A 22639-nucleotide genomic window follows, 5' to 3' on the forward strand; every position below is an offset into this window, starting at 1 on the left:
CGTCAACGGTCGATTTCGCGGGGAGAACACGCAGGTTACGGCGGTACCCGACAGTTCGGGCGGGGGTTTTCGCGGGTGCCGGGCGGCGCACCCTGCCGGGCACCCGAAACCGTACGCAGGCGGACTACCGTGCGTCATCTTCGGCCGGCACGGTGGCCCGGTACCCGAAGCGCGGCGACGACCATCGTGGTCGTCGCCGCGGCGGGCTCCGATCGGGCCGGCCCGCGGGCCGGCCGCACCGCCCGGCCGGCCGTACTGCCCGGCCGGGCGGCGCGTGGAGCGCTCAGTGGAAGGTGTGGAGTGCTCAGTGGAAGGTGAGGGAGACCGAGTCGACGGTCTCGCTGCCCGGGCACAGGAAGCTGCCGGACGTCTTGGCCGCCGTGTACGGCCCGCCGGTGTAGGTGCGGGTGCCGCTCTGCCGGCTGACCGTCAGGTCGGTCACCTGGTACCCGCAGGAGATGCCGGCGACCGTTGCCGAGACGTCGATCTCGGGCGAGGTCGCGGTACCGGTGGAGTCGTCGAACGTGACGCTGGGGTCGTTGCCGAGGCTGGCGCTGATGCTGCCGCCGCAGCTCGCGGACACCGTGGTGTGGTCGATGGTCAGCGTGTTCGGCGGTACGTCGCTGGTGCTGGCGTTGGTCCAGGTGCAGGTCGAGCCGGCGACGGTGATCGAGCCGTCGACCTGGCCGCCCGCGGCGTAGGCGGCGTTGCTGCCGAGCAGCAGCGCCGCGCTGGCCGCGACCGTCAGGCCGACGAGGGTACGGACGGGCTTCATGGGGGCCTCCTCGCTGGCGACGAAACACGAAGAAGTTTCAGAACCATCGAAGCACATCATGATGAATACGTCTATATACCCTAAAGGGTTCAATCGCGCCGAACGGGCACAGTTGCCGCGTGGCGCACCTCCCGCGCCGCCGCGACCAGGTTGCGCAGGGCCTCGGTCACCTCGGCGTAGCCCCGGGTCTTCAGCCCGCAGTCCGGGTTCGCCCACACCCGGCCGGCGGGCAGCGCCACCCGCGCGGCACGCAGCTCGTCGGCGATCTCGACGACCGACGGCACCCGCTGCGAGTGGATGTCGTACACGCCGGGGCCCAGGCCGCGCGCGAAGGACCGCAGCGCCGGCTCGACCAGGATCCGGCCGTGCGAGCGCGCCGACTCGATGCTCGTCACGTCGGCGTCCAGCGCATCGATCGCCGCGAGTACCTCGTCGGCATCGGAGTAGCAGAGGTGGGTGTGGATCTGGGTGTCGTCACCGGCACCCGAGGTCGCCCGACGGTACGCGGCGACCGCCCAGTCCAGGTAGTCGTCCCGCTCGGCGGCGCGCAGCGGCAGCAGCTCGCGCAGCGCCGGCTCGTCGACCTGCACGATGCCGATACCCTCCGCCTCCAGATCCGCCACCTCACCCCGGACGGCCTCCGCGACCTGGTGCACCACCGTGCGCAGCGGCAGGTCGCCGCGCACGAACGACCACGCCACGATCGTCACCGGTCCGGTCAGCATCCCCTTGACCGGCCGGTCGGTCCGGGACTGCGCGTAGCGGGCCCAGCGCACCGTGATCGGCCCGGTCCGGCGCACCTCGCCGTGCAGGATCGGCGGCCGGGTGCAGCGCGACCCGTACGACTGGACCCAGCCGTTGCCGGTGACCGCGAACCCGTCCAGGTGCTCGGCGAAGTACTGCACCATGTCGTTGCGTTCCGGCTCGCCGTGCACCAGCACGTCGAGGCCGAGCTGCTCCTGCAGCGCCAGCACCCGGTCGATCTCGGCCTCGATGATCGCGTCGTACCGGGCGGGGTCGAGCCGGCCGGCGGCCAGCTCGGCGCGGGCGGCGCGCAGCTCGCCGGTCTGCGGGAACGAGCCGATCGTGGTGGTCGGCAGGTCCGGCAACGCCAGCCGCGCGGCCTGCGCCGCGGCCCGCACCGGGTACGGCGAGCGGTCGGTGACCGGGGGAAGCGCGGCCGGGGCGGCGGCCGGTACCGGGGCCGGGACGGTCCCGGTACCGGTGTCGCCGGCGGCGAGCGCCACCACCTCGTCCACCTTCTGCGCCGCGAACGCCAACTGCCCGGTCAGGTCCGCCGGCAGGTCGGTCTCCGCGGCCAGGTCGTACGGCACGTGCAGCAGCGAGCACGAGGTGCTCACGGAGACGGGCACGCCCGCGGCGCGCAGCCGGTCCAGCTGCTCGTTGGCCCGCGTCGCGTCGGTTCGCCAGACGTCCCGGCCGGACACCACACCGGCGACGATCACCTTGCCCCGCACCACGTCCAGCTCGTCCGGCAGCTCGCCGCGGACCAGGTCCAGGCCGATCGCCTCCACCGGCGAGGCGGCGAGCACCGGCAGCGCCTCCCGCAACGCGCCGAAGTACGAGGCGACGAACAGCGCCGGCCGGTGCGCCAACCCGCCGAGCCGCCGGTACGCGGTGGCCGTCGCGGCCAGCTCGTCCGGGGTGCGGTCGGCGACCAGCGCCGGCTCGTCCAGCTGCACCCAGCCGGCACCGGCGTCGGCCAACGCACCGAGGATCTGCTCGTACGCGTCGAGCACGGCGTCGAGCCGGGACAGCGGCGTGAACCCGGCCGGCGCGCCGGCGGTCGGCTCGGACAGCAGCAGGAAGGTGACCGGACCGAGCAGTACCGGCCGGGTCTCGACCCCGAGCTCCCGCGCCTCGGCGTACTCGGCCAGCGGCTTGGCCGGGTCGGCCCGGAACCGGGTCTCCGGCCCGATCTCCGGCACCAGGTAGTGGTAGTTGGTGTCGAACCACTTGGTCATCCGCAGCGGCGCGAGCCCGTCCGCACCGCGGGCAGCGGCGAACACGGTGTCCTCCGGCGTGCTCCGCCGGTACCGGTCGGGTACCGCACCGAGCAGCAGCGCCGCGTCGAGTACCTGGTCGTAGTCGGAGAAGGTGTTGGAGACCTGGCCGGCCAGGCCACGCCCGGCGAGATCGGTCCAGGTCCCGGCGCGCAGCCGGCGACCGGTCTCGCGCAGCTGCGCGAGGTCGGCCTTGCCGGCCCAGTACGCCTCCATCGCTCGCTTCAGCTCCCGCCGCGGGCCGATCCGCGGGTACCCGAGGATCGTCGCCGCCGGGAACTCCGGCGCGGCGACGCGGCGCCGGCCGGCGGACTCGGGTACCGGGCGGTGCGGGGTGGCTGGCTGCGGCATGGCGCTCTCCTCGGGCCTCGCGACGTACGGGTCCGGGCAGGCTAGCCAGCCCGGCAACCGCCCCGGTCGATCAATTTGACAGACTTATCGCTGGTGACGACATGACGGGGATGCTGGAGCGGTTGCCCTCGCTGCGCGACGTGCGCTGCTTCGTCACCGTGTCCGAGTTGCGGAGCTTCTCCGCCGCGGCCCGCTCGCTCGGGCTCTCCCAACCCGCGATCAGCCAGGCGGTCGGCCGGTTCGAGCGGGCACTCGGCTGCCGGCTGCTGGAGCGCAGCAGCCGGTCGGTGCGGCTGTCGGCCGCGGGTGAGGCGCTGCTCGCACCGGCCCGGTCGCTGTTGACCGAGGCCGGCGCGCTGCTCGCCGCCGCGGACCGCTGGTCGGCGGCGCCGGGACCAACGATCACGCTTGCTTATCCGCCGATGCTGGGGACCTTTGCGGCCCGGATCGCCCGGCGGCTGACCCGCCGGCAGCCCGGCGCCGAGGTGTTGCTGCGCTCCGCCGGCCAGCGGGAGGCCGCCGAGCTGGCCGCCACCGGTACCGTCACCGCCGCGATCCTGGCCGCACCGGTTCCGCTGCACCTGACCGCGATCCCGCTGTTCACCGTGATGATCGACCGGCTGGCGGTACCGACCGGCGACCCGCTGGCGCAGCGCCGCTCGCTCGGCCCGGCGGCACTGACCGGCCGCCGGGTGCTGGTACCGGCCCACCGCCCAGCCGGCGGACCGTGGCCGGCGCTGGTCGCGGCGCTACCGCCGCGCTCGCCGTACCCGGCCGCCGACGACCTGGAGGACCCGTCGGCGGCGCTGGATCTGGTCGCCGCCCGGATCGCCCTGCTACCCCTGCCGAGCCTGGTCGCCGACACCGTCCGCCGCCCCGACGTCCGGTTCGTACCGCTGGCCGAGCCGCCACCGCCGCTGCGGTTCCGCCTGGCCTGGGCGGCGGACGCCCAGGATCCGGCGGTGCTGATCCTGGCCCAGGCCGTCCAACGACTCCTGCAAACCCGCTGACACCGCCGACCACCGCGTGTCCGGCGGCCGGTCAGGAACCGTCGCGGCGGGCGACGAGCAGCTCGACGCCGTCCAGGATGCGGTCCAGGCCGAAGTCGAGCGCCTGGTCGCTGCCGCCGTGCTCGACGGTCGCATCGAGCGCGGCGGTGAGCGCCGGGTAGCGGTCCCGGTGCGCGCGCAGCACCGCCACCATCCCCTCCTGCAGGTTCCGCTCCGGGCTGGCCGAACCCGCCGCCGCGTCCTGCTGCGCGATCGAGCGCACGTGCCCGATCAGCGTCGCGGCCACGTCGAGCATCTCACCTCCGGTCAGCCCGGTACCGGCCAGCCGGGCGCAGGCGACCTCCATCCAGGCCAGTTCGTTCGGCCCGACGGGCCGCGGGCCGACGGTGGTGGACAGCGCCCACGGATGCCGCAGGTAGCCGGCGAAGATGTGCCGGGCCCAGGCGTCCATCGCCGGCCGCCACGGCCCGGCGGGCAGCTCCGGCGGGCCGCCGAGCGCGGCCTCGGTCATCAGTGCGATCAGCTCCGCCTTACCGGGGACGTACCGGTACAGCGCCATCTTGGTCACTTCCAGGGCCTCGGCGACCCGCTGCATGGTGACGGCGGTCAGCCCTTCGGCGTCGGCGAGCGCGACGCCCGCGGCGGCGATCCGGTCGTGCGTGAGCGTCGGCTTCGGGCCGCGTCGGCCGGCCGGTGGCCGCTCCCACAGCAACGCGAGCGCGTCCTTGCGTACCGCCATCGGATTCCTCCTTGCCGCCGGATCAGATCTGTGTCTATAGTAATCTGTATCCGATGGAAACAATTAAGGAGCGGTCATGACAGCGGCACTGAACGGCTACCGGGTCCTCGTCTCCGGCGGCGGCGTCGCCGGCCCCGCGCTCGCCTGGTGGCTCGCGCACTACGGCGCCGAGGTCACCGTGGTGGAGAAGGCGGCAGCGCTGCGCGAGAGCGGCTTCGCGGTCGACTTCCGCGGCCCGACCCACCTCGGCGTGCTGGCGAAGATGGGCGTGCTCGACGAGCTACGGGCGCTGCAGACCGGCGGCAACGCCATGTGCAGCGTGGACGGGGACGGCCGGGAGATCTTCACGCTGCCGGCCGAGTTCACCGGCGGCGAGATCGAGGTGTACCGGCGGGACCTGTCCCGGGTGTTCTACGAGCACAGCCGCGGCAGCTGCCGCTACCTGTTCGGCGACGAGATCGTCGAGCTGACCGACACGGACAGCGGGGTGCGGGTCAGCTTCGCCGGTGGCGACACCCAGCGCTACGACCTGGTCGTCGGCGCGGACGGGCTGCACTCGGCGGTGCGCCGGCTCGCGTTCGGCCCGGAGTCGCGGTTCGTGCGGCACCTCGGCTACCACATCGCCGGTTGGGAGCTGCCCAACGACATCGGCGCCGACCGCACCTCCCGGCAGTACAACGAGCCGGGCCGGATGGCAAGCGTCGCGGCCGACCTGCGGGTCGCCGGTACCGCCGGTGCGATGGCGGTGTTCCGGTCCAGGCCGGCGAACGTCGACTGGCACGACCAGGACGCGCAGAAGGAATTCGTCACCGCGGCACTGTCCGGGATGGGCTGGCACGTGCCGCGACTGCTGGCCGGGCTCGCCGACGCCGACGAACTGTACTTCGACGAGATCGCGCGGGTGCACGCCGCGCGCTGGACCGCCGGCCGGGTGGCGCTGCTCGGCGACGCCGCGTGGGGCGTCACCCTCGGCGGGATGGGCGTCGGCACCGGCGTGGTCGGCGGGTACGTGCTGGCCGGCGAGCTGGCGGCGACGGGCGGCGCGCACCAGCCGGCACTCGCCGCGTACGAGCGGCGGATGCGGCGGTTCGCCGGTCGCTGGCAGCGCGGCGCCCACCCGGGCCGGTTCCTCGCCCCGGCCACCGGGTACGGGCTGACGCTGCGCAACGGCATGTTCGCCAACCGGTTGGTGCGCCGGATGATGCTGTCCGGCACCTCCTCGCTCGCCACCGACGCCGGCCTGCCCGACTACCAGGCCGCGGCCTGAGCACCGGGACCGCGGGGCGGCCCGCCCGCATCGGCCCGGTGCGCCGACCGTCGGTGATCGTCGGCACCCTGTCGCCCGTCGCGGTACCCGACCGGCTGGAGCATCTGGTGCTCGCGGCCGGCGAAGGTGCCGGGTCACTTGAAGCCGGAGGTCTTGATCGACTCGACGATGCGGCGCTGGAAGATCACGAACAGCCCCAGCGTCGGCAGCGCCGAGATCGTCGACGCGGCCAGGCTGAAGTTCCAGTCCGCGGCGTGCTGCTGCTGGAACGCGGCGATCCCCACCTGCACCAGGGACAGGTCGGTGCTGGTGGTGACCACCATCGGCCACAGGAACGCGTTCCAGTTGGCCAGGAAGAACAGCACCGCGAGGGCGGCGAACACCGGCCGGGACAGCGGCAGGATGACCTTCCAGTACACCCGCCAGTAGCCGCAGCCGTCGACGATCGCCGCCTCCTCCAACTCCTTGGGCAGCGACAGGTAGAACTGCCGGAGCAGGAAGATGCCGAACGCGTTGAAGATCGACGGGATGATGATCCCCGCGTAGCTGTCCAGGATCCCCAGCGTGTGCACGATCAGGAACAGCGGCACCAGGATCACCGGGAACGTGATCAGCAGGGTGGAGAAGATCAGCACGAACACGGTGTCGCGGCCGGGGAACCGCAGCCGGGCCAGCGCGTACGCGGCCATCGAGTGGAAGAACAGCGCCACCACGGTGACCACCACGGCCACGATCAGGCTGTTGAGCAGGTAGCGCGGGAACGGCACCTGGGTCAGCACGTACGAGAAGTTGTGCAGCGTCGGGTGCGCCGGCAGCAGCGACGGCGAGAACACGTCGTCGGGGGTGCGGAACGCGCCGGACACCATCCACAGCAGCGGGAACACCGCCGCCACCGCGAGCACCAGCGCGACGGCGAACCGTACCCAGCCGCTCCTGGCGGTCCGGGCGCGGGCCGGTCGGCGTGCCGCCCCGGCGGCGGGCGCCGGGTCAGTCGCGGGCATCGTTGAACCGCCCTCCCCGGGTCAGCGCGAACAGGCCGACCGACCACGCCAGCAGGATCGCCACGATGAACGCGCCGATCGCCGAGGCGTAGCCGTACTCCCCGTAGACGAACGCCTGCTCGTAGATGTAGTAGATGATCAGTGAGGTGGAGTTCGCCGGGCCACCGGAGGTCATCACGTAGATCAGGTCGATGCCGCCGGTGAGCATCGAGACGGTCGAGGTGAGCAGGATGAAGAAGCTGGTCGGCTTCAGCAGCGGCCAGGTGATGTGCCGGAACTGCTGCCACAGGCTCGCCCCGTCGATCGTGGCGACCTCGTAGTACTCGCGTGGGATGTCCTGCAGGCCGGCCAGGAAGATCAGCATGTAGTAGCCCATCGCGAACCAGATGGTGACCGCGACGACCATCCACAACGCGAGGTGCGGGCTGCCCAGCCAGCTCGGCGAGCTGATCCGAAAGAAGCCCAGCACCCGGACCGCGAAGCCGGTCTGGTCGGTGAGCATGAACTTCCAGATCAGCCCGATCACCACCAGGCTGATCACGTTCGGCGCGAAGAACGCTCCGCGGAACAGCCCGACCAGCGGGAACTTCTGCCGGATCAGCAGCGCCAGCGCCAGGCTGACCACGAACAGCCCGGGGATGAGCACCACCAGGTAGAGCAGCGTGGTCTGCAGGCTGCCGAGGAACAGCGGGTCGGCGAACATCCGCCGGTAGTTGTCCAGCCCGATGAACGTGTAGCCGCCGAACCCGTCGACCTGGAAGAAGCCGAGCACGATGCACACGACCATCGGCACACCGACGAACAGCGCGAGGCCCAGCACGTCCGGCGCGAGGAACAGCCCGGCCGCGAGGCGTTCCCGGCTGCGGCGCGACAACCGGGGGTCGTGCGGGTCGTCGGCGCCTCGCGCGCCGAGCGTTTCCCCACCGCGAGATCGGTCACAGGATCTGCACCCCCCGGTAGCTGGTGAGGTAGGCGTCGATGGTGTCGCTGGCGAGCCTGGCCTGCGTGGCCGGATCGGCGCCGGCGAACTCGCACTGCTGGATCGCGTCCGAGATCGCCTTGTACACCACGGGCGGGTAGCGCGGTTCGCCCCGGCCGGTCGGGAAGATCTCGTCGGCGAACTTCCTCATCACCGGATGGTCGTACCCGCCGGACCTGCGCCCGGCCGCGAGCGCCGAGGCGCGCGGGGCGATGTCGCTCTTGGCCACCGTGCACCAGTCGACGACCCGCTGGATCGAGTCCCGCTCCATCGAACCGAGCGCCCAGACGCAGAACTTCGCCGCCGTCTCCGGATCCTTGCCGCGCGCGTTCGCCACGAAGGCCCAGCCACCCAGCGCGGTCCGGGCGGTGCCGCCGGCCGGCCTCGGCAGCGGGATCACGCCGTACCGGTACTTCGGCTTGCGGTACTTGAACGCCGACACCGTCCAGATGCCGCTGAGCGACATCGTGGCGTACCCGCCGCCGAGGCCGGCGACCGCGTCGCTGTCGGGTACCGGGGAGGTGCGCGGGCGATACCGGTCTGGATGCAGTCCTGCCACAGCTTCAGCGCGGCCCGGGCGCCGGACGAGTCGAAGCCGGAGTGGCCGTGAGTGACCGCGTCCGCGCCGGTCTGCCACAGGAACGGGTACCAGGTGAAGTTCTGGTAGTAGCCCTGCTGGTTGGGCAGCATGATCGGTGGCGCCTTGCGGGTCTTGAGCTTGTCGCCGAAGTCCAGCAGCTGGTCCCAGGTGCGCGGCAGGTCGGACTCGGCCAGGTGCGCGGACTCCATCGCCGGCTCGGAGTAGAACATCGCGAGCGGCTCGATCTCCATCGGCAGCCCGTACACCTTGCCGTCGGCGGTGCGGGTGGCCATGTTCGGCGCGAAGAAGTCCTTGACCGCCGCCGGCTCCATGTACGGGGTCAGCTCGGCGAGCACGCCGCCGTTGTAGTAGCGGGCGAAGTCGCCCGGCGAGAGCAGGAAGATGTCCGGCCCCTCCCCCGCGGCGAACGCGGTGGCGAGCTTCGGGTTGCCGAGCACCGTGACGTACTCCAGCCGGATCTTCGTCTCGTGCTGCGCGTTCCAGTCATTCACCATCCTGGTGAACCACTGGCTCTGCTTCACCACGTCCGGCGAGCCGCCGACCGGGGTGGGTGCGTAGAACTGCCAGAAGACCAGTTCCTTGCGGCCGGAGGCGGACGACCCGCAGCCGGACAGCAGAGCCGGCGCGGCGAGCGCACCGGCGCCCGCGCCGAACAGCGACCGGCGGCTGACGCCCATGGTCAACACACCTCCAGCGCGTCCGCGGTCAGCTCGTCGCCCGGGGTGCCGCCCGGTTCGGCCTGGTACCACCAGGCGGTGGAGGCGATGTCGTCGGTCAGCGGCAGGTACCGGCCGCCGGAGCGCCAGCCGAGCGCCTGCACGGTGACCCGCAGGTCGGTACCGAACCGGATCGGGTCGGGCAGGTGGAACCGGTACATGCCGAACCGCTGCTGGCTGTCGTACAACCCGTCCGGCGCGATCACCTGCGGCAGCCCGAGGTACGGGGTGGTGAAGCTGGTGTAGCCGGCACCCGGCACGTCGAAGTTCCAGGCGCCGCCGAAGTAGTCCTCGGTGCCGGTACCGCAGATGGTCGGGAACTCGTCGTCGCCGTCCAGGTGGAACTTCAGCTCCCCCTCGCCCCACCAGCCGCGCGAGTTGACCCCCCAGGCGAGGTAGGTACCGACGTAGTGGCCGGCGCCGCGCACCCCGGTCACGATCGGGTGCACCTCCCGGTACGGCAGCGGGTTGCTGCGGTGGAACTGGGTGTGCAGGTAGCCGGCGTCGGCGTCGACCGCGTCGAGTTCGTAGTCGATCTGGTAGTAGACGATCGCCGGCTCGGTGCCGAGGTTCTCCAGCGTCAGCCGGGCGGAACGGCGAAACGGCATCTCCCAGTAGCTGTTGAAGCCGCCGTGCGGGTTGACCGCCACCGGCACCGACGACACCTGGGCGAACCGGCCCCAGCCGGAACAGAAGAAGTCGCCCACCGGGGTCTCGACCGCGGGCACCTCGGCGCCGTCCCAGGTGATGCGCAGGACCAGCGAGCGCCAGTTGTCCGGGTGGGTGGTCAGCCACAGGTGCCGGATCGTCGCCGGCCCCTCGATCTCGCCCAGCGCCGTGGTCGCGCCGGCGGCGATCTCGATGCTGGGTGAGACCTTCCAGCCGCGACCGAGATCACGCGCGGCGTGCGCGCCGGTACCCTCGGTGGCCCGCCCGCCGGCACCGGGCGCGCCGGTGGGGTTCTCCGGGCTGATCGATCGGGTCCGGCCCGCGGTGAGTCGGGCGATCCCGGCCGTGCCTCGAGTGCTCATGATGTCCTCCGCGCCCGCCACGGCGGTCCGCTGATGTCCTCGGCGTCCCGCTGGCGCGGTCCGCTGATCTACCCGGCGTCCCGCTGGCGCGGTCCGTCCTGTCGCAAGAAACCGATTTCTCGTAAGGTAGGGCGAGGCCCCCCGGCAGTCAAGGGCCGGCGCCGCCCCATCGACGCCGGGGCCGCCGTCCTGGGGCGTGCGGCGCCCCGGCACACGATGGGAGGACGATGGTGGCCATGCCGACCATCTACGACGTGGCCCGCCAAGCCGGCGTCTCGCCGGCGACCGTGTCCCGGGTGCTGAACGGAAGATCCACAGTGGACGCCGGGCTGCGGGACCGGGTCAACGCGGCCGCGCAGCGGCTCGGCTACCGGCCCAACTCGCTGGCCCGCAACCTGCGCCGCGCCACCACCAACCTGTGGGCGGTGGTCATCTCCGACATCAACAACCCGTTCTTCACCGCGCTGGTGCGCGGCGTCGAGGATGTCGGCCAGGGGCTCGGCTACTCGGTCGTGCTGTGCAACTCCGACGAGAACCCGGACAAGGAGGCCGACTACCTGCGCGCGCTGCTCGCCGACCAGATCTCCGGCTTCATCGTCTCGCCGACCAGCCGCACCGAGAACCTCGCCGCGCTGCACGCGGCGGGCCGCGCCGTCGTGGCGATCGACCGGCGACCCCGCGGCCTCGCCGTCGACACCGTCCTGGTGGACAACGAACACGGTGCCCGACAAGCCACCACACACCTGGTCGAGCAGGGTTTCCGACGCATCGCGTGCATCACCGGCCCGGCCCGGCTGAGTACCGCCAGCCGGCGGTTGCGCGGCTACCGGGCGGCGCTGCGGGCGGCCGGCATCGAACCGGACCCTTCGCTTTCGCGGCACGCCGACTTCCGCCAGCACGGCGGGTACGCGGCGATGGCCAGCCTGCTCGCCACCCGGCCGGCACCGGACGCGGTCTTCGTGACCAACAACCTGATGACCGTCGGTGCCCTGGAGTGCCTGGCGGACAACGACATCCGCATCCCGCAGCAGGTCGGCGTCGTCGGCTTCGACGACGTACCGTGGGCCACCTTCATCCGGCCCCCGCTGTCCACCGTCACCCAGCCGACGTACGAGCTCGGGCGCACCGCCGCGACCCTGCTCAAGGCGCGCATCGACGACCCGGACCGGCCGCCGGAGACCGCCACCCTGCACACCACCCTGCACGCCCGGGCCAGCTCACGGCGGCCCTGACGGTGCGCCGCGCACCCCGGTCGGCCCACCTGTCGTAGCCTGCCCACGGGGGTGGATGCGATGGTCGAGGTGCCGGGGCACCAGGAGCCGCACGACACCGGTTCGCTCGGACAGCGGTTGAACTGGCTGCGTGCCGGCGTGCTCGGCGCCAACGACGGGATCGTCTCGACGGCCGGGCTGGTGGTCGGTGTCGCCTCGGCGACCGCCGCCCGCGGCCCGATCCTCACCGCCGGGCTGGCCGGCCTCGCCGCCGGCGCGGTCTCGATGGCACTCGGCGAGTACGTGTCGGTGTCCAGCCAGCGCGACACCGAACGGGCCCTGCTCCGGCAGGAGCGCCGCGAGCTGCGCGAGGACGCCGACGCCGAGCTCGCCGAGCTGACCGCGATCTACCAGGCGAAGGGGCTGCGGCCGGAGACCGCCCAGCAGGTCGCGAAGGAGCTGACCGAGCACGACGCGTTCGCCGCGCACGCCGAGGCGGAACTGGGCATCGACCCGGAGGCGCTGACCAACCCGTGGCACGCGGCGATCGCCTCGGCGATCTCGTTCACCGTCGGCGCGTTGCTGCCGCTCGCCGCGATCCTGCTGCCCCCGCACGGGCTGCGCACCCCGATCACGTTCGCCGTGGTGCTGGTGGCGCTCGCCATCACCGGTACCGTCGCGGCGAAACTCGGCAGCGCCCCCGCAGGCCGGGCCGCGGTCCGGGTCGTCGTCGGCGGCGCGATCGCAATGCTGGTCACCTTCGGCATCGGCCACGCGTTCGGTACCACCGCGGCCTGATCGGGTCGCTACCGGTGGGCCCGGCCGCCGGTACCGGTGACCACCCGCGCCGGGCAGCCACGGCCGGCGCGCGACCGCTGTTGTCAGCGGCCACGGAAGGCGGCGCGGTAGGCCGACGGTGAGGTGTGCAACGCGGTCGCGAGGTGGGCGCGCAGCGACGCCGCGGTACCGAAGCCGGCCTGCGCGGCGACCCGGTCGACCGGCACGTCGGTGCCCTCCAGCAACTCGCGGGCCCGTTCCAGCCGGCGCTGCAGCAGCCACTCCCCCGGCGCGACACCGACCTCGGCACGGAACCGCCGGGTGAAGGTGCGCACGCTCATCGAGCCGCGCCGCGCCAGCTCGGCGAGCGGCAGCGGGCGATCCAGGTGGGCCAGCGCCCACTCGCGGACCGCCGCGGTCGTCGCGGCGGTCGCCGCCGGCACCGGCTGCCGGATGTACTGCGCCTGGCCTCCCTCGCGGTGCGGCGCGACCACGGTGTCCCGAGCGATCTCGTTGGCGACCGCGGCACCGTGGTCGCGCCGGACCAGGTGCAGGCACAGGTCGATGCCGGCCGCCTCGCCGGCCGAGGTGAGCACCTCGCCCTCGTCCACGTACAGCACGTCGGGGTCCAGCCGCACGGCGGGAAACAGCGTGCGGAACAGCGGCGCGGACCGCCAGTGGGTGGTTGCCCGGCGCCCGTCCAGCAGGCCGGCCGCGGCCAGCACGAACGCACCGGTACAGATCGACGCGATCCGGCTGCCCGCCCGCCGCTGCGCGAGCGTCGCGGCGAGCCGCGCGTCCAGCCGGCCGGTCTCGTCGGTGGCACCCGGCGCGTGCGCGGCCGGGACCAGCACCGTGTCGGCGGTACCCACGGTGTCCGGCCCCCGCTCGACCACGATCGGGAAGTCGGCGTCGGTACGCACCGGGCCGGGCACCGGCGTGCAGGTCAGCACGCGGTAGAGCGGGTCGCCGGTGGCCGACCGGGCTCGCCCGAGCACCTGATGCACCAGACCGAGTTCCAACGGCACCACACCGTCCCGGACCAGCACGGCCACCCGGTGCGGCCGGCGGCCGGGCGGCGGTGGGGTGGCAGGCATGGCCTGATCCTTGCACATGTTGGCCTTCGGGCCAATCGCGTGCCGGGCCCGGGCCCGGCACGGTGGAGGCGTGAACGCAACCGATGGAGGAGGTTCGCGGTGAAGATCCTGTGGGTGTCGGCGCATCCGGAGCCGCGGTCGCTGACCGGCGCGCTGCGCGCCGACGGGCTGCGCACCCTCGCCGCGCTCGGCCACCTGTACCGCGAGTCGGACCTGTACGCGATGGGCTTCGACCCGGTGGTCCGACGCGATGACTACCCGGCCGAGCCGCCCGGCGCTCGGCTGGACGTGGCTGCGGCGTCGCACCGCGCGTACCGGGGTGGGACCCTGCCCGCCGAGATCCGCACCGAACAGGACAAACTACGCTGGGCGGACACCGTCGTGGTGCAGTTCCCGCTGTGGTGGTACGGCCTGCCGGCCATCCTCAAGGGCTGGTTCGACCGGGTGTTCGTCAAGGGGTTCGGCTACGGCGTGACCGATCGCGACACCGGCCGGATCCGCCGGTACGGCGACGGCACGCTCGCCGGCCGCCGCGCCCTCGCCGTGGTCACCGTCGGCGCGCACGGCCCGAGCCTGGGACCGCGCGGCATCCACGGTGACCTCACCGACACGCTGTTCGGCCTGCTGCACGGCACCTTCCACTACACCGGGATGCAGGTGCTGCCACCGCTGCTGCTCACCGGCGCGAACCGGGTGAGCGCGCAACGCTACGAGGCGATGCGCACCGAGCTGACCGACCGGTTGCACACCCTGGCCGACACCCCGCCGCTGCCGTACCGGTCGGAGCGCGGCGGCGACTACGACGCCGACCTGGTGCTGCGCGCCGACCTCGCCCCGGGCCGTACCGGCCCCGCCGTGCACAGCACCGACGGCGACGAGGAGCACCGGGCGCCGAAGACCGCGGCTGGGACCGTACCGCTGCCGTGACCACCGGGCGGTCCGGAGCGGGCCGGCGTGCGGGTCGGGAGCGGCTCAGCCGTCCGTCGACGCAACGCCGGTGTCCGCGTCGGCCCCGCTGGAGCCCGGCGCCGGTGCACCGTCGTCGCTGCGGAGCTCCATGAAACGGTCCGAATCGGCCAGCGGTCGGAAGCCGAACTGCCCGTAGAGACCGTGCGCGTCCGCGGTCGCCAGCATGACGCGCCGCAGACCCAGCGGTACCAGCGTCTCCCGGACCGCGGCCAGCAGCGCCTTGCCGACGCCCCGGCCGCGGGCGCCGGCGTCCACGAACACGTCGCAGAGCCAGGCGAACTCGACCTCGTCGGTGACCAGCCGGGCGTACCCGACCTGCTCGCCGTCCAGGTAGGCGCCGAAGTTGAGGGACTGCTCGATGCCACGGTCCACCTTCACCCGGGACCGGCCGCGGGCCCAGTACGACTCCTTCGAGAGCCACCGGAAGATCCGCTCCCGGTCCAGTCGGCCCGGGTCGGTGCAAATCTCGACATCCATGATCTCCGACGCTACGCCCGAGCCGGAGTCGCGGCCGAACGCCCGCCGGACGGGCGACGGACCTCCGCAGCCGCGAGCCGAGACCGGTCGGTCCATACTGACCGGAGAGGCGGGGCGACCGGAGCCCGCCGCAGGTCATGCCGCCGGCCGCACACCCGAGGCGGTGACGCCGGCCGGCGCACCACGGTGGACAGCGCGGGGTGGACAGCGCGAGGCACGCGCGGTGCGGTGCGAGCGGCTGGGACGGCGGCTCGGTGGCTCGGTGTCGGCATCGGAAATGCCGTGTGTTTGCTGAGACATTCCGCCACGACACCGTCCGATGTGGTCGATCGGCAGCCGGTCGGGCATGCTGGGGAGCGTCCCGGCCGGTCCGACGACAACGGCGTCGTCGGCACGGTTGTCGACGGCGACTTCACCCGGCCCCGCCGGATGGGGTCCGTGCGGTGCCACCGGGGGGTGCGGCGACGGCACAGGGTGTCTCCGGGTGGGTGTGGCAGTTCGGGCGGCAATGGGCGATTGTCCTGACCGCGAGTCCCGATAACACCACCGCTCGTTGAGCACAGATGTGACCTCGGCCCCGGCGGTTGGCCGCCCGCGGGTCCGGTTTGCGATGATGTCCTACGGTGCCTACGGCCGGGACTGCGGCCGTAGGCACCGCGACGGCTACGGGGGCCGGAGCACGACGCGCGTGTGAGGGGCCATGACCACGGGAGGCAACCGGCTGGTGAGTCCGGGGACGCAGATTCCGCGACCGCGAGGTGCCGTTGGCGCGCACCGCGCGGTGCCGCCGCGGGTGCGGCCGACCGGCTGGTGGTTCGACGTGGTGCTGGTCGCCATCTTCGTGGCGATCACCATCCCGCTGATCTTCAACGAGCGGCACATCCTGGCTCTCGACACCGCCGCGCTGCACTGGTCGGACAACCACCGCAACGCGCTGAGCTGGTGGACCGGATACGCGCTGAGCTGCCTCGGCCAGGGCGGCCCGCTGACCTACGGCACCCTCGCCATCGCGGTGTTCCTGGCCTGGCGCCGGCGCACCATCCGGCCGGTGTTCGTGCCGGCCGCCGCGTTCCTGCTCACCTACCTGGTGATCGGCCCGATCAAGGTGTGGAGCAACCGCGCCGTGCCGCACCACGGTCCGGTGGAGATGTTCGCGCACCCCTCCGGGCCGTACAGCATGGCCTACCCGTCCGGGCACACCGGCAACGCGATCGTCTGGTACGGGGCGCTGATGCTGCTCATCGGGCCGTACCTACCCCGGGCGATCTACTGGCTGGTCCGGTTCGGCGCGCCGGCGACGGTGGCGGCCACCATGGTGTACATCGACTACCACTGGCTGACCGACGTGGTCGCGGCGATCCCGCTCGGGCTGTTCCTGAGCCGGGTGCTCTACCGCATCCCGTTCGACACGATGCCGCTGCCACCCTGGCGACGACGGTCCGAGCAGCCGAGCAGGATCGAGTCCGACGAGCCGCGGCGCACGCTGCCCGCGCTCGTGCCGGCGTCCTGGGCCCAGCTGTCCGCCGGGCGACGCCCGGGCCCGCTGGCCCGGATCTGGTCCACCGGCCGGCCGGCCGGGCCGCCGGTCCGGTCCGACACGCCGGTGCAGCGCCGGCCCGGGGGCACCGGCCCGGCGGGCCGGCACCCGCACGCGCGAAGCGGCCCGATCCGGGTCCGCGACGATCACGAGTAGCCGCCCGGCCGCGGGCGTGGCCGCGAGCGACGATCCCGCCGTAGCGTGGTGCGGGTGACGACTCCCATCGCACCCGAACACCTGCCCCGCACGACCGGCGCGCTGCGCGCCTCGGGTCACCGGTACCGCAGCATCCGCATCGAGATCCGTGACAACCTGCTCGCCCGGCTGCGCGCGGGCCAGGATCCCTGGCCTGGCATCGTCGGCTTCGACACGACCGTTCTGCCCCAGTTGGAGCGGGCCCTGATCGCCGGGCACGACGTGGTGCTGCTCGGCGAGCGCGGCCAGGGCAAGACCCGTCTGCTGCGCGCCCTGGCCGGTCTGCTCGACGAGTGGTCCCCGGTCATCGACGGCGCCGAGCTGGGCGAACACCCGTACCAGCCGATCACGCCGGCGTCGCTGCGGCGGGCCGCCGAGCTCGGCGACGAGCTGCCGGTCGCCTGGCGGCACCGCTCCGAACGCTACGCGGAGAAGCTGGCCACGCCGGACACCAGCGTGGCCGACCTGGTCGGCGACGTGGATCCGGTGAAGGTCGCCGCCGGGCGCAGCCTCGGTGACCCGGAGACCATCCACTACGGTCTCGTGCCACGGGCGCACCGCGGCATCATCGCGGTCAACGAGCTGCCCGACCTGGCCGAGCGGATCCAGGTCGCGCTGCTCAACGTGATGGAGGAGCGCGACATCCAGGTCCGCGGGTACAACCTGCGGCTGCCGCTGGACGTGCTGCTGGTCGGGTCGGCCAACCCCGACGACTACACCAACCGTGGACGGATCATCACCCCGCTCAAGGACCGGTTCGGGGCCGAGATCCGCACCCACTATCCGCCGACGGTCACCGCCGAGATCGCACTGGTCCGGCAGGAGGCGCAGCTGGTCGCCGAGGTGCCGGACACCCTGCTGGAGGTGGTGGCGCGGCTGTCCCGGCTGCTGCGCGAGTCGACCTCGATCGACCAGCGTTCCGGCGTGTCGGCCCGGTTCGCGATCGCCGCAGCGGAGACCGTGGCCGCCGCCGCGCTGCGCCGTGCCGCGCTGACCGGCGAGGACCCGGCAGTGGCTCGGCCGGTCGACCTGACGACGGTGCCGGGGGTGCTGCGCGGCAAGCTGGAGTTCGAGCCCGGCGAGGAGGGCCGGGAGGACGAGCTGCTGCACTACCTGCTGCGTCGCGCGGTCGCGGAGACCGGCCGGTCCCGGCTGTCCGGGCTCGACCTGACCGAACTCGCCGACGCGGTCTCCGACGGCCACCAGGTACTCACCGGCGAACGGGTGCCGGCCGGCGAGGTGCTCGCCGCGCTGCCGAAGCTGCGCGTGCTCGACGAGTTGGTGGACCGGCTGCAGCTGCCGGCCGACGCGGGTGACGGGGCCCGCGCGGCGGCGGTCGAGCTGGCCCTGGAGCACCTCTACCTGACCCGCCGGCTGGCCAAGCAACCGACCGATGCCGACCCCGACACGGTGGTGTACGGAGCGTGACCGGACCGGTGGACCCCGCGACCGCGGTGGAAGGAACGCCGATGAGCGAGCGCCAGCGAACGAACCAGAAGCATCGCGTGTCGTGCCTCATCGGCGTTCCGACCAAGGAGGAACGTCAGTGAGCGAGCGCCAGCGAACGAACCAGAAGCATCGCGTGTCGTGCCTCATCGGCGTTCCGACCAAGGAGGAACGTCGATGAGTTCCGATCCGTCCTTCCGTTACTCCCGGTTCCTGGGCGGCCCGGACCCGCTGGCCCCGCCGTACGATCCGGCTGCCGCGCTGGACGCCATCGGCGACGACGTGCTGGCCGGCGCGTCCCCGTCGGCGGCGCTGCGCGAGCTGCTGCGCCGCGGTCTGGGCGACCGGGCCGGGCTGGACGAGCTGTCTCGCCGGGTGCACGAGCGGCGCCGGGAGCTGCGCTCCCGGTACCGGCTGGACGGCACGCTGCGGCAGGTCGACCAGCTGCTGCGGCAGGCGCTGGCGGACGAGCGCGACGCGCTGGCCGCGGAACGCTCCGACGACGCGCGGTTCCGGGAGATGCAGCTGGACGCGTTGCCGGCCGACACCGCCGGCGCGGTGCGCGAGCTCGCCGGCTACGACTGGCGCAGCGCCGAGGGCGCCGCGGCGTACGCCGAGATCCAGCGGCTGCTCGGCCGGGAGCTGCTGGACCAGCGGTTCGCCGGGATGCGGGACGCGATGCGGCAGGTCACCGACGCCGACGTGGCCCGGGTCGCGGACATGCTCGCCGATCTGAACGCGCTGCTTGCCGCGCATGCCCGCGGTGAGCCGGACATCGACCGCCGGTTCGCCGAGTTCATCCGCCAGCACGGCGAGTTCTTCCCGGAACGGCCGGGCAGCATCGACGAGCTGATCGAGTCGCTGGCGCAGCGCTCGGCGCAGGCGTCCCGGCTGCTCAACTCGCTGACCGAGGAGCAGCGCGCCGAACTGGCCGAGCTGTCCGCGCAGGCGTTCGGCGATCCGCGGATCGGCGCCGCGCTCGCCGAGCTGGACGCGCAGTTGCAGGCACTGCGGCCGGACCTGGACTGGTCCGGCGGGGCCGAGTTCGACGGCGATCAGCCGCTCGGGCTGGGCCAGGCGAGTCGGGCGATGGGCGAGCTGGCCGACCTGGATGCGCTGGCCGAGCAGCTGGCCCAGTCGTACCCGGGTGCGCAGCTGGCCGACATCGACCTGGAGGCGCTGGAGCGTACCCTCGGGCCGCGGTCGGTGGCCGACGCCCGCCGGCTGGCGGAGCTGGAGCAGGCGCTGCGCGCGGACGGGCTGTTCGAGCGGGCCGCGGACGGTTCGTTGCGGCTCTCGCCGCGGGCGCTGCGCCGGCTCGGCGAGACCGCACTGCGGGACGTGTCGCAGCAGCTGTCGGCACGTTCCGGTCAGCGTGACACCCGGCTGGCCGGCGCCGCCGGAGAGCCGACCGGCGCGAGCCGGGAGTGGCGCTTCGGCGACACCGAGCCCTGGGACGTGCCGCGCACGCTGGGCAACGCGGTGCTGCGGCGGGCCGCCGACCCGGCCGACGACGCGCCGTTCGCGCTGGCCGACGTGGCCATCGCGGAGACCGAGGCGCGCAGCCGGGCCGCGGTCGCGCTGTGCGTGGACACGTCCTGGTCGATGGTGGCCGAGGGGCGCTGGGTGCCGATGAAGCGCACCGCGCTGGCGCTGCATCAGCTGGTCCGCACCCGGTTCCGCACCGACGCGCTGGAGCTGATCACGTTCGGCCGGCTCGCCCGGACCGTCTCCGCCGAGGAACTGGTCGGCCTCGACGGCGCGTACGAGCAGGGCACCAACCTGCACCACGCGCTGCTGCTGGCCGGCCGGCACCTGCGCAAGCACCCCGACGCGCAGCCGGTGCTGTTGGTGGTCACCGACGGCGAGCCGACCGCGCGGCTGACCCCGGACGGCGACGGGCGCTTCGACTACCCGCCGGACCCGGAGACCCTCCGGGTGACCGTCGCGGAGCTGGATCACCTGGCACGGCTGGGCGCCGCGGTGACGGTGTTCATGCTCGGCGAGGACCCGAGCCTGCGGGCGTTCGTCGACCTGGTGGCGCGGCGTACCGGCGGCCGGGTGGTGACCCCGGACCCGGATGGTCTCGGCGCCGCGGTGGTCAGCGACTACCTGCGCTCCCGCCGCCGAACCTGAACACGGTTGGCTTGGCTGCCGGCGGATGGGGACCGCCGGCGGCCAGGCAAACCCGCCCGACGATGTCCGCCGTCGCTCGCCTCAGAGCCGGAACAGGGCGGCCACCCGGTCAGCCAGCACCTCCTCCGACACGGTGCCATCGACGGGGACCGCGGCCAGGCCCAGTTCGCGCAGTTCACCGGCCAGCCGGTCGGTGAACAGCCGGTCGCGTTCCAGCAGGTTGGCCAGCGCCCGCGGCGGTGCGCTGGTCCGCCCGGCGATGGTCCAGGTGTCGCCACGACGATCCAGGGCGAGTCGGCGGAACTCCGGGGTCGGCAACAGCCAGGCGGCCCGGGAAGGGTCGGCCAGCAGCGGCGCGACCAGCCGCGGCAGCAGCCGGAACCCCTCGACGATCACGCCCGAGGTGTCGGGCAGGGCGAGCAGGTCGTCGACGATGTGGCCGAAGCCCTCACCGCGGAACCAGTGGAACGTCTCCAGCATCGTCTCGGGGCTGCGCAGCAGCCAGCGCTCGTCCATGTCCATCGCGACGAACTCGGCCAGCCGCGGGCTGTCTGCCGCGGTGCTGCGGGCGGCGTGGTCGGACATCACCTCGTCGGTGCCGTAGTAGCGCAGCCCGTACCGGTCGGCGAGGCGGCGGGCGATCGTCGACTTGCCGGCACCCGACCCGCCGCCCAGCCAGTACACGTGACGCAGCCGCGCGGCCGGCGACCCGGCGCCCGGCGGCGGCGCGCTCATCGGTCCTGGCCCGCTGCCGGCTGCCCGGCGGTACCGGCGATCCGGGGACGGGCGGGCTCCAGCAGGTCCCAGCGGTTGCCGTACCGGTCGGTGAAGACGGCGACGGTGCCGTACGGCTCGTGCCGGGGATCCTCGGCGAACCGGACTCCGGCGGCGAGCAGCCGCGCGTGGTCGGCGGCGAAGTCGTCGGTGTAGAGGAAGAAGCCGACCCGGCCGCCGGTCTGGTCGCCGATCCTGGCCCGCTGCCGGTCGTCCGCCGCGCGGGCCAGCAGCAGCGCGGTGCCGGTGGTGTCGCCCGGCGACACCACCACCCACCGCTTGCCGTCGCCGAGAGCGGTGTCCTCGACCAGCCGGAAGCCCAGGTCGCCGACGTAGTGGGTGATCGCGGTGTCGTAGTCGTCGACCACGATGGTCACCAGTGCAAGACGTGCCATCCCGCCATCATGCCCGGCACCCGCGGCGTGCTTCACCGACGGCGGCGGGACAGCAGCCGGCGCAGCAGCCCCCGGCGGGCGACGGCACCGGGCAGCGGCCCGTCGATCACGGGGTGCCCGGCGGCCCGCCACGCCTTGGTGCCGCCGCGCACCGACAGCGCGGTACGGCCGAGGGCCGCGAGCCGCTGTGCCGCCTGCCAGGACCGCCCGCCGCTGGTACACACGGTGAGCAGTTGACCGCCGGGCAGTTCCCGGGCCGCGGCGGGCAACCGGTCCAGCGGAACGTTGCGGGCGCCGGCGACGTGCCCGGTCGCGTACTCCTCCGGCGTGCGGACGTCGAGCACCAGGTCGCCGGCCGCCCACGCCGCGGCCGCCACCTCGACGTCGATCCGCTCCGCGGTCCCCCGCGGGGTACCGTCCGATGCCGTGCTCCGCGCGCAGCCAGCTCGGTTCGCACCGGCTCGGGCCGCGCTCCGCGCCGGGCCAGGTCGGTCGGCACCGGACGGGGTCGGGTTCGCCGCCATGGTCCGACGGTACCGGGAAAGCGGTTCGAGAAGCCCGCAGGACATCCATCGGATCTTCACATCGGCTGTCGATACTTCTCGCATGCGGATCAGGCGGGTGCGTGGCTATCTGATCGTGTTCATGGTGGGCCTGGTGGTCAGCGGGCTGACGGCGTTCCCGCTGGTCAGCGAGTCGCGCCTGCTCGTGCAGGTGATGCACGCACTGTCGGTGGACTCGCTGTTGCCCGGCCCGGCGGCGTTTCTGGGCTCGGTCGCCGACGGGCTGCGCGACGCGAGCGTCCGCTACCCGTACCTCGCCTACGGCACCGACTGGCTGGCGTTCGCGCATCTGGTGATCGCGCTGGCCTTCGTCGGGCCACTGCGCGACCCGGTACGCAACGTCTGGGTGGTGCAGTTCGGGATGATCGCCTGTGTGGCGGTGATCCCGCTGGCGCTCATCGCCGGACCGATCCGGGACATCCCGCTGTACTGGCGCTTCGTCGACTGCTCGTTCGGCGTGTTCGGCATCGTCCCGCTGCTGCTCGCCTACCGGCAGATCCGCCGGGCCGACACCGCTGCGCCGCAACCGCTCGTCGCTGCCCGGAAGTGACGGCGCCGTCCGGTGGGG

22 protein-coding genes are annotated in these 22639 nt (G+C 73.2%); 9 read left to right on the forward strand and 13 right to left on the reverse strand.

From position 1 onward, the window contains the following. Window positions 1-304 precede the first annotated feature (304 nt). Both Athai_RS16145 and metE read right to left on the reverse strand, forming a co-directional pair. Complete coding sequence (locus Athai_RS16145; protein ID WP_203962239.1) at window positions 305-775, reverse strand: hypothetical protein; 471 nt, start codon at window positions 773-775, stop codon at window positions 305-307. 89 nt (window positions 776-864) lie between these two features. Further along, a complete protein-coding gene (gene metE / locus Athai_RS16150) occupies window positions 865-3150 on the reverse strand; it encodes a 5-methyltetrahydropteroyltriglutamate--homocysteine S-methyltransferase (RefSeq protein WP_203962240.1) in 2286 nt (761 codons plus the stop codon). Between the two features lie 101 nt (window positions 3151-3251). On the opposite strand from metE, the gene Athai_RS16155 reads away from it, so the two are divergent. Further along, entirely contained in the window at window positions 3252-4160 is a 909-nt protein-coding gene (locus Athai_RS16155) for a LysR family transcriptional regulator (protein WP_203962241.1), read from the forward strand. 31 nt (window positions 4161-4191) lie between these two features. Here Athai_RS16155 and Athai_RS16160 read toward each other — a convergent pair whose 3' ends face one another. Continuing rightward, window positions 4192-4899 carry a TetR/AcrR family transcriptional regulator C-terminal domain-containing protein gene (locus Athai_RS16160; protein ID WP_203962242.1) on the reverse strand — a complete coding sequence of 236 codons (708 nt, stop codon included), beginning with the start codon at window positions 4897-4899 and terminating at the stop codon, window positions 4192-4194. A 76-nt stretch (window positions 4900-4975) separates the two neighbouring features. Between Athai_RS16160 and Athai_RS16165 the strand changes: the two genes are divergently transcribed. Next, the gene (locus Athai_RS16165; protein ID WP_203962243.1) at window positions 4976-6166 is read left to right on the forward strand and encodes an FAD-dependent monooxygenase; all 1191 of its coding nucleotides are present in this window, start codon (window positions 4976-4978) and stop codon (window positions 6164-6166) included. 134 nt (window positions 6167-6300) lie between these two features. On the opposite strand, the gene Athai_RS16170 is transcribed toward Athai_RS16165, so the two are convergent. From Athai_RS16170 to Athai_RS16190, 5 genes are all read right to left on the reverse strand, one after another. Then, window positions 6301-7167, reverse strand: a complete 867-nt coding sequence (locus tag Athai_RS16170; protein WP_203962244.1) for a carbohydrate ABC transporter permease — start codon at window positions 7165-7167, stop codon at window positions 6301-6303. Then, window positions 7154-8041, reverse strand: coding sequence for a carbohydrate ABC transporter permease (locus tag Athai_RS16175; protein WP_203962245.1), 888 nt, complete (start codon window positions 8039-8041; stop codon window positions 7154-7156). The genes Athai_RS16170 and Athai_RS16175 overlap by 14 nt, the downstream gene beginning before the upstream one ends. Window positions 8042-8102: 61 nt before the next feature. Continuing rightward, entirely contained in the window at window positions 8103-8612 is a 510-nt protein-coding gene (locus Athai_RS16180; RefSeq protein ID WP_203962246.1) for a type 2 periplasmic-binding domain-containing protein, read from the reverse strand. Beyond that, complete coding sequence (locus tag Athai_RS16185; RefSeq protein WP_203962247.1) at window positions 8543-9424, reverse strand: ABC transporter substrate-binding protein; 882 nt, start codon at window positions 9422-9424, stop codon at window positions 8543-8545. The genes Athai_RS16180 and Athai_RS16185 overlap by 70 nt, the downstream gene beginning before the upstream one ends. A gap of 2 nt (window positions 9425-9426) precedes the next feature. Next, a complete protein-coding gene (locus Athai_RS16190) occupies window positions 9427-10494 on the reverse strand; it encodes a glycoside hydrolase family 172 protein (RefSeq protein WP_203962248.1) in 1068 nt (355 codons plus the stop codon). Between the two features lie 236 nt (window positions 10495-10730). Here Athai_RS16190 and Athai_RS16195 point away from each other — a divergent pair, with 236 nt between their 5' ends. Both Athai_RS16195 and Athai_RS16200 read left to right on the forward strand, forming a co-directional pair. After that, window positions 10731-11726: a LacI family DNA-binding transcriptional regulator gene (locus Athai_RS16195; protein ID WP_203962249.1), complete on the forward strand. Its 996-nt coding sequence runs from the start codon at window positions 10731-10733 to the stop codon at window positions 11724-11726. A gap of 60 nt (window positions 11727-11786) precedes the next feature. Next, window positions 11787-12503, forward strand: coding sequence for a VIT1/CCC1 transporter family protein (locus Athai_RS16200; protein WP_239156969.1), 717 nt, complete (start codon window positions 11787-11789; stop codon window positions 12501-12503). Between the two features lie 83 nt (window positions 12504-12586). On the opposite strand, the gene Athai_RS16205 is transcribed toward Athai_RS16200, so the two are convergent. After that, a complete protein-coding gene (locus tag Athai_RS16205; RefSeq protein WP_203962250.1) occupies window positions 12587-13579 on the reverse strand; it encodes a GlxA family transcriptional regulator in 993 nt (330 codons plus the stop codon). Between the two features lie 99 nt (window positions 13580-13678). Between Athai_RS16205 and Athai_RS16210 the strand changes: the two genes are divergently transcribed. After that, window positions 13679-14506, forward strand: coding sequence for an NAD(P)H-dependent oxidoreductase (locus Athai_RS16210; RefSeq protein ID WP_203962251.1), 828 nt, complete (start codon window positions 13679-13681; stop codon window positions 14504-14506). A gap of 45 nt (window positions 14507-14551) precedes the next feature. On the opposite strand, the gene Athai_RS16215 is transcribed toward Athai_RS16210, so the two are convergent. Beyond that, window positions 14552-15025, reverse strand: coding sequence for a GNAT family N-acetyltransferase (locus Athai_RS16215; RefSeq protein WP_203962252.1), 474 nt, complete (start codon window positions 15023-15025; stop codon window positions 14552-14554). A 700-nt stretch (window positions 15026-15725) separates the two neighbouring features. Here Athai_RS16215 and Athai_RS16220 point away from each other — a divergent pair. From Athai_RS16220 to Athai_RS16230, 3 genes are all read left to right on the forward strand, one after another. Then, window positions 15726-16718 carry a phosphatase PAP2 family protein gene (locus tag Athai_RS16220; protein ID WP_203962253.1) on the forward strand — a complete coding sequence of 331 codons (993 nt, stop codon included), beginning with the start codon at window positions 15726-15728 and terminating at the stop codon, window positions 16716-16718. A gap of 54 nt (window positions 16719-16772) precedes the next feature. Continuing rightward, window positions 16773-18185: a sigma 54-interacting transcriptional regulator gene (locus tag Athai_RS16225; protein ID WP_239156970.1), complete on the forward strand. Its 1413-nt coding sequence runs from the start codon at window positions 16773-16775 to the stop codon at window positions 18183-18185. A 195-nt stretch (window positions 18186-18380) separates the two neighbouring features. Further along, the gene (locus Athai_RS16230; RefSeq protein ID WP_203962255.1) at window positions 18381-20339 is read left to right on the forward strand and encodes a vWA domain-containing protein; all 1959 of its coding nucleotides are present in this window, start codon (window positions 18381-18383) and stop codon (window positions 20337-20339) included. Between the two features lie 81 nt (window positions 20340-20420). On the opposite strand, the gene Athai_RS16235 is transcribed toward Athai_RS16230, so the two are convergent. The 3 genes from Athai_RS16235 to Athai_RS16245 are packed head-to-tail and all read right to left on the reverse strand — an operon-like array spanning window position 20421 to window position 22032. Then, the gene (locus tag Athai_RS16235; RefSeq protein WP_203962256.1) at window positions 20421-21074 is read right to left on the reverse strand and encodes a shikimate kinase; all 654 of its coding nucleotides are present in this window, start codon (window positions 21072-21074) and stop codon (window positions 20421-20423) included. Then, window positions 21071-21508, reverse strand: coding sequence for a VOC family protein (locus Athai_RS16240; RefSeq protein WP_203962257.1), 438 nt, complete (start codon window positions 21506-21508; stop codon window positions 21071-21073). Before Athai_RS16240 ends, Athai_RS16235 begins: the two co-directional genes overlap by 4 nt. Before the next feature lie 32 nt (window positions 21509-21540). Next, window positions 21541-22032: a rhodanese-like domain-containing protein gene (locus tag Athai_RS16245; protein ID WP_203962258.1), complete on the reverse strand. Its 492-nt coding sequence runs from the start codon at window positions 22030-22032 to the stop codon at window positions 21541-21543. Window positions 22033-22114: 82 nt separating this feature from the next. On the opposite strand from Athai_RS16245, the gene Athai_RS16250 reads away from it, so the two are divergent. Next, window positions 22115-22621, forward strand: coding sequence for a hypothetical protein (locus Athai_RS16250; protein WP_203962259.1), 507 nt, complete (start codon window positions 22115-22117; stop codon window positions 22619-22621). Window positions 22622-22639 lie beyond the last annotated feature (18 nt).

Source organism: Actinocatenispora thailandica (genome assembly GCF_016865425.1).
Lineage (GTDB): Bacteria > Actinomycetota > Actinomycetes > Mycobacteriales > Micromonosporaceae > Actinocatenispora > Actinocatenispora thailandica.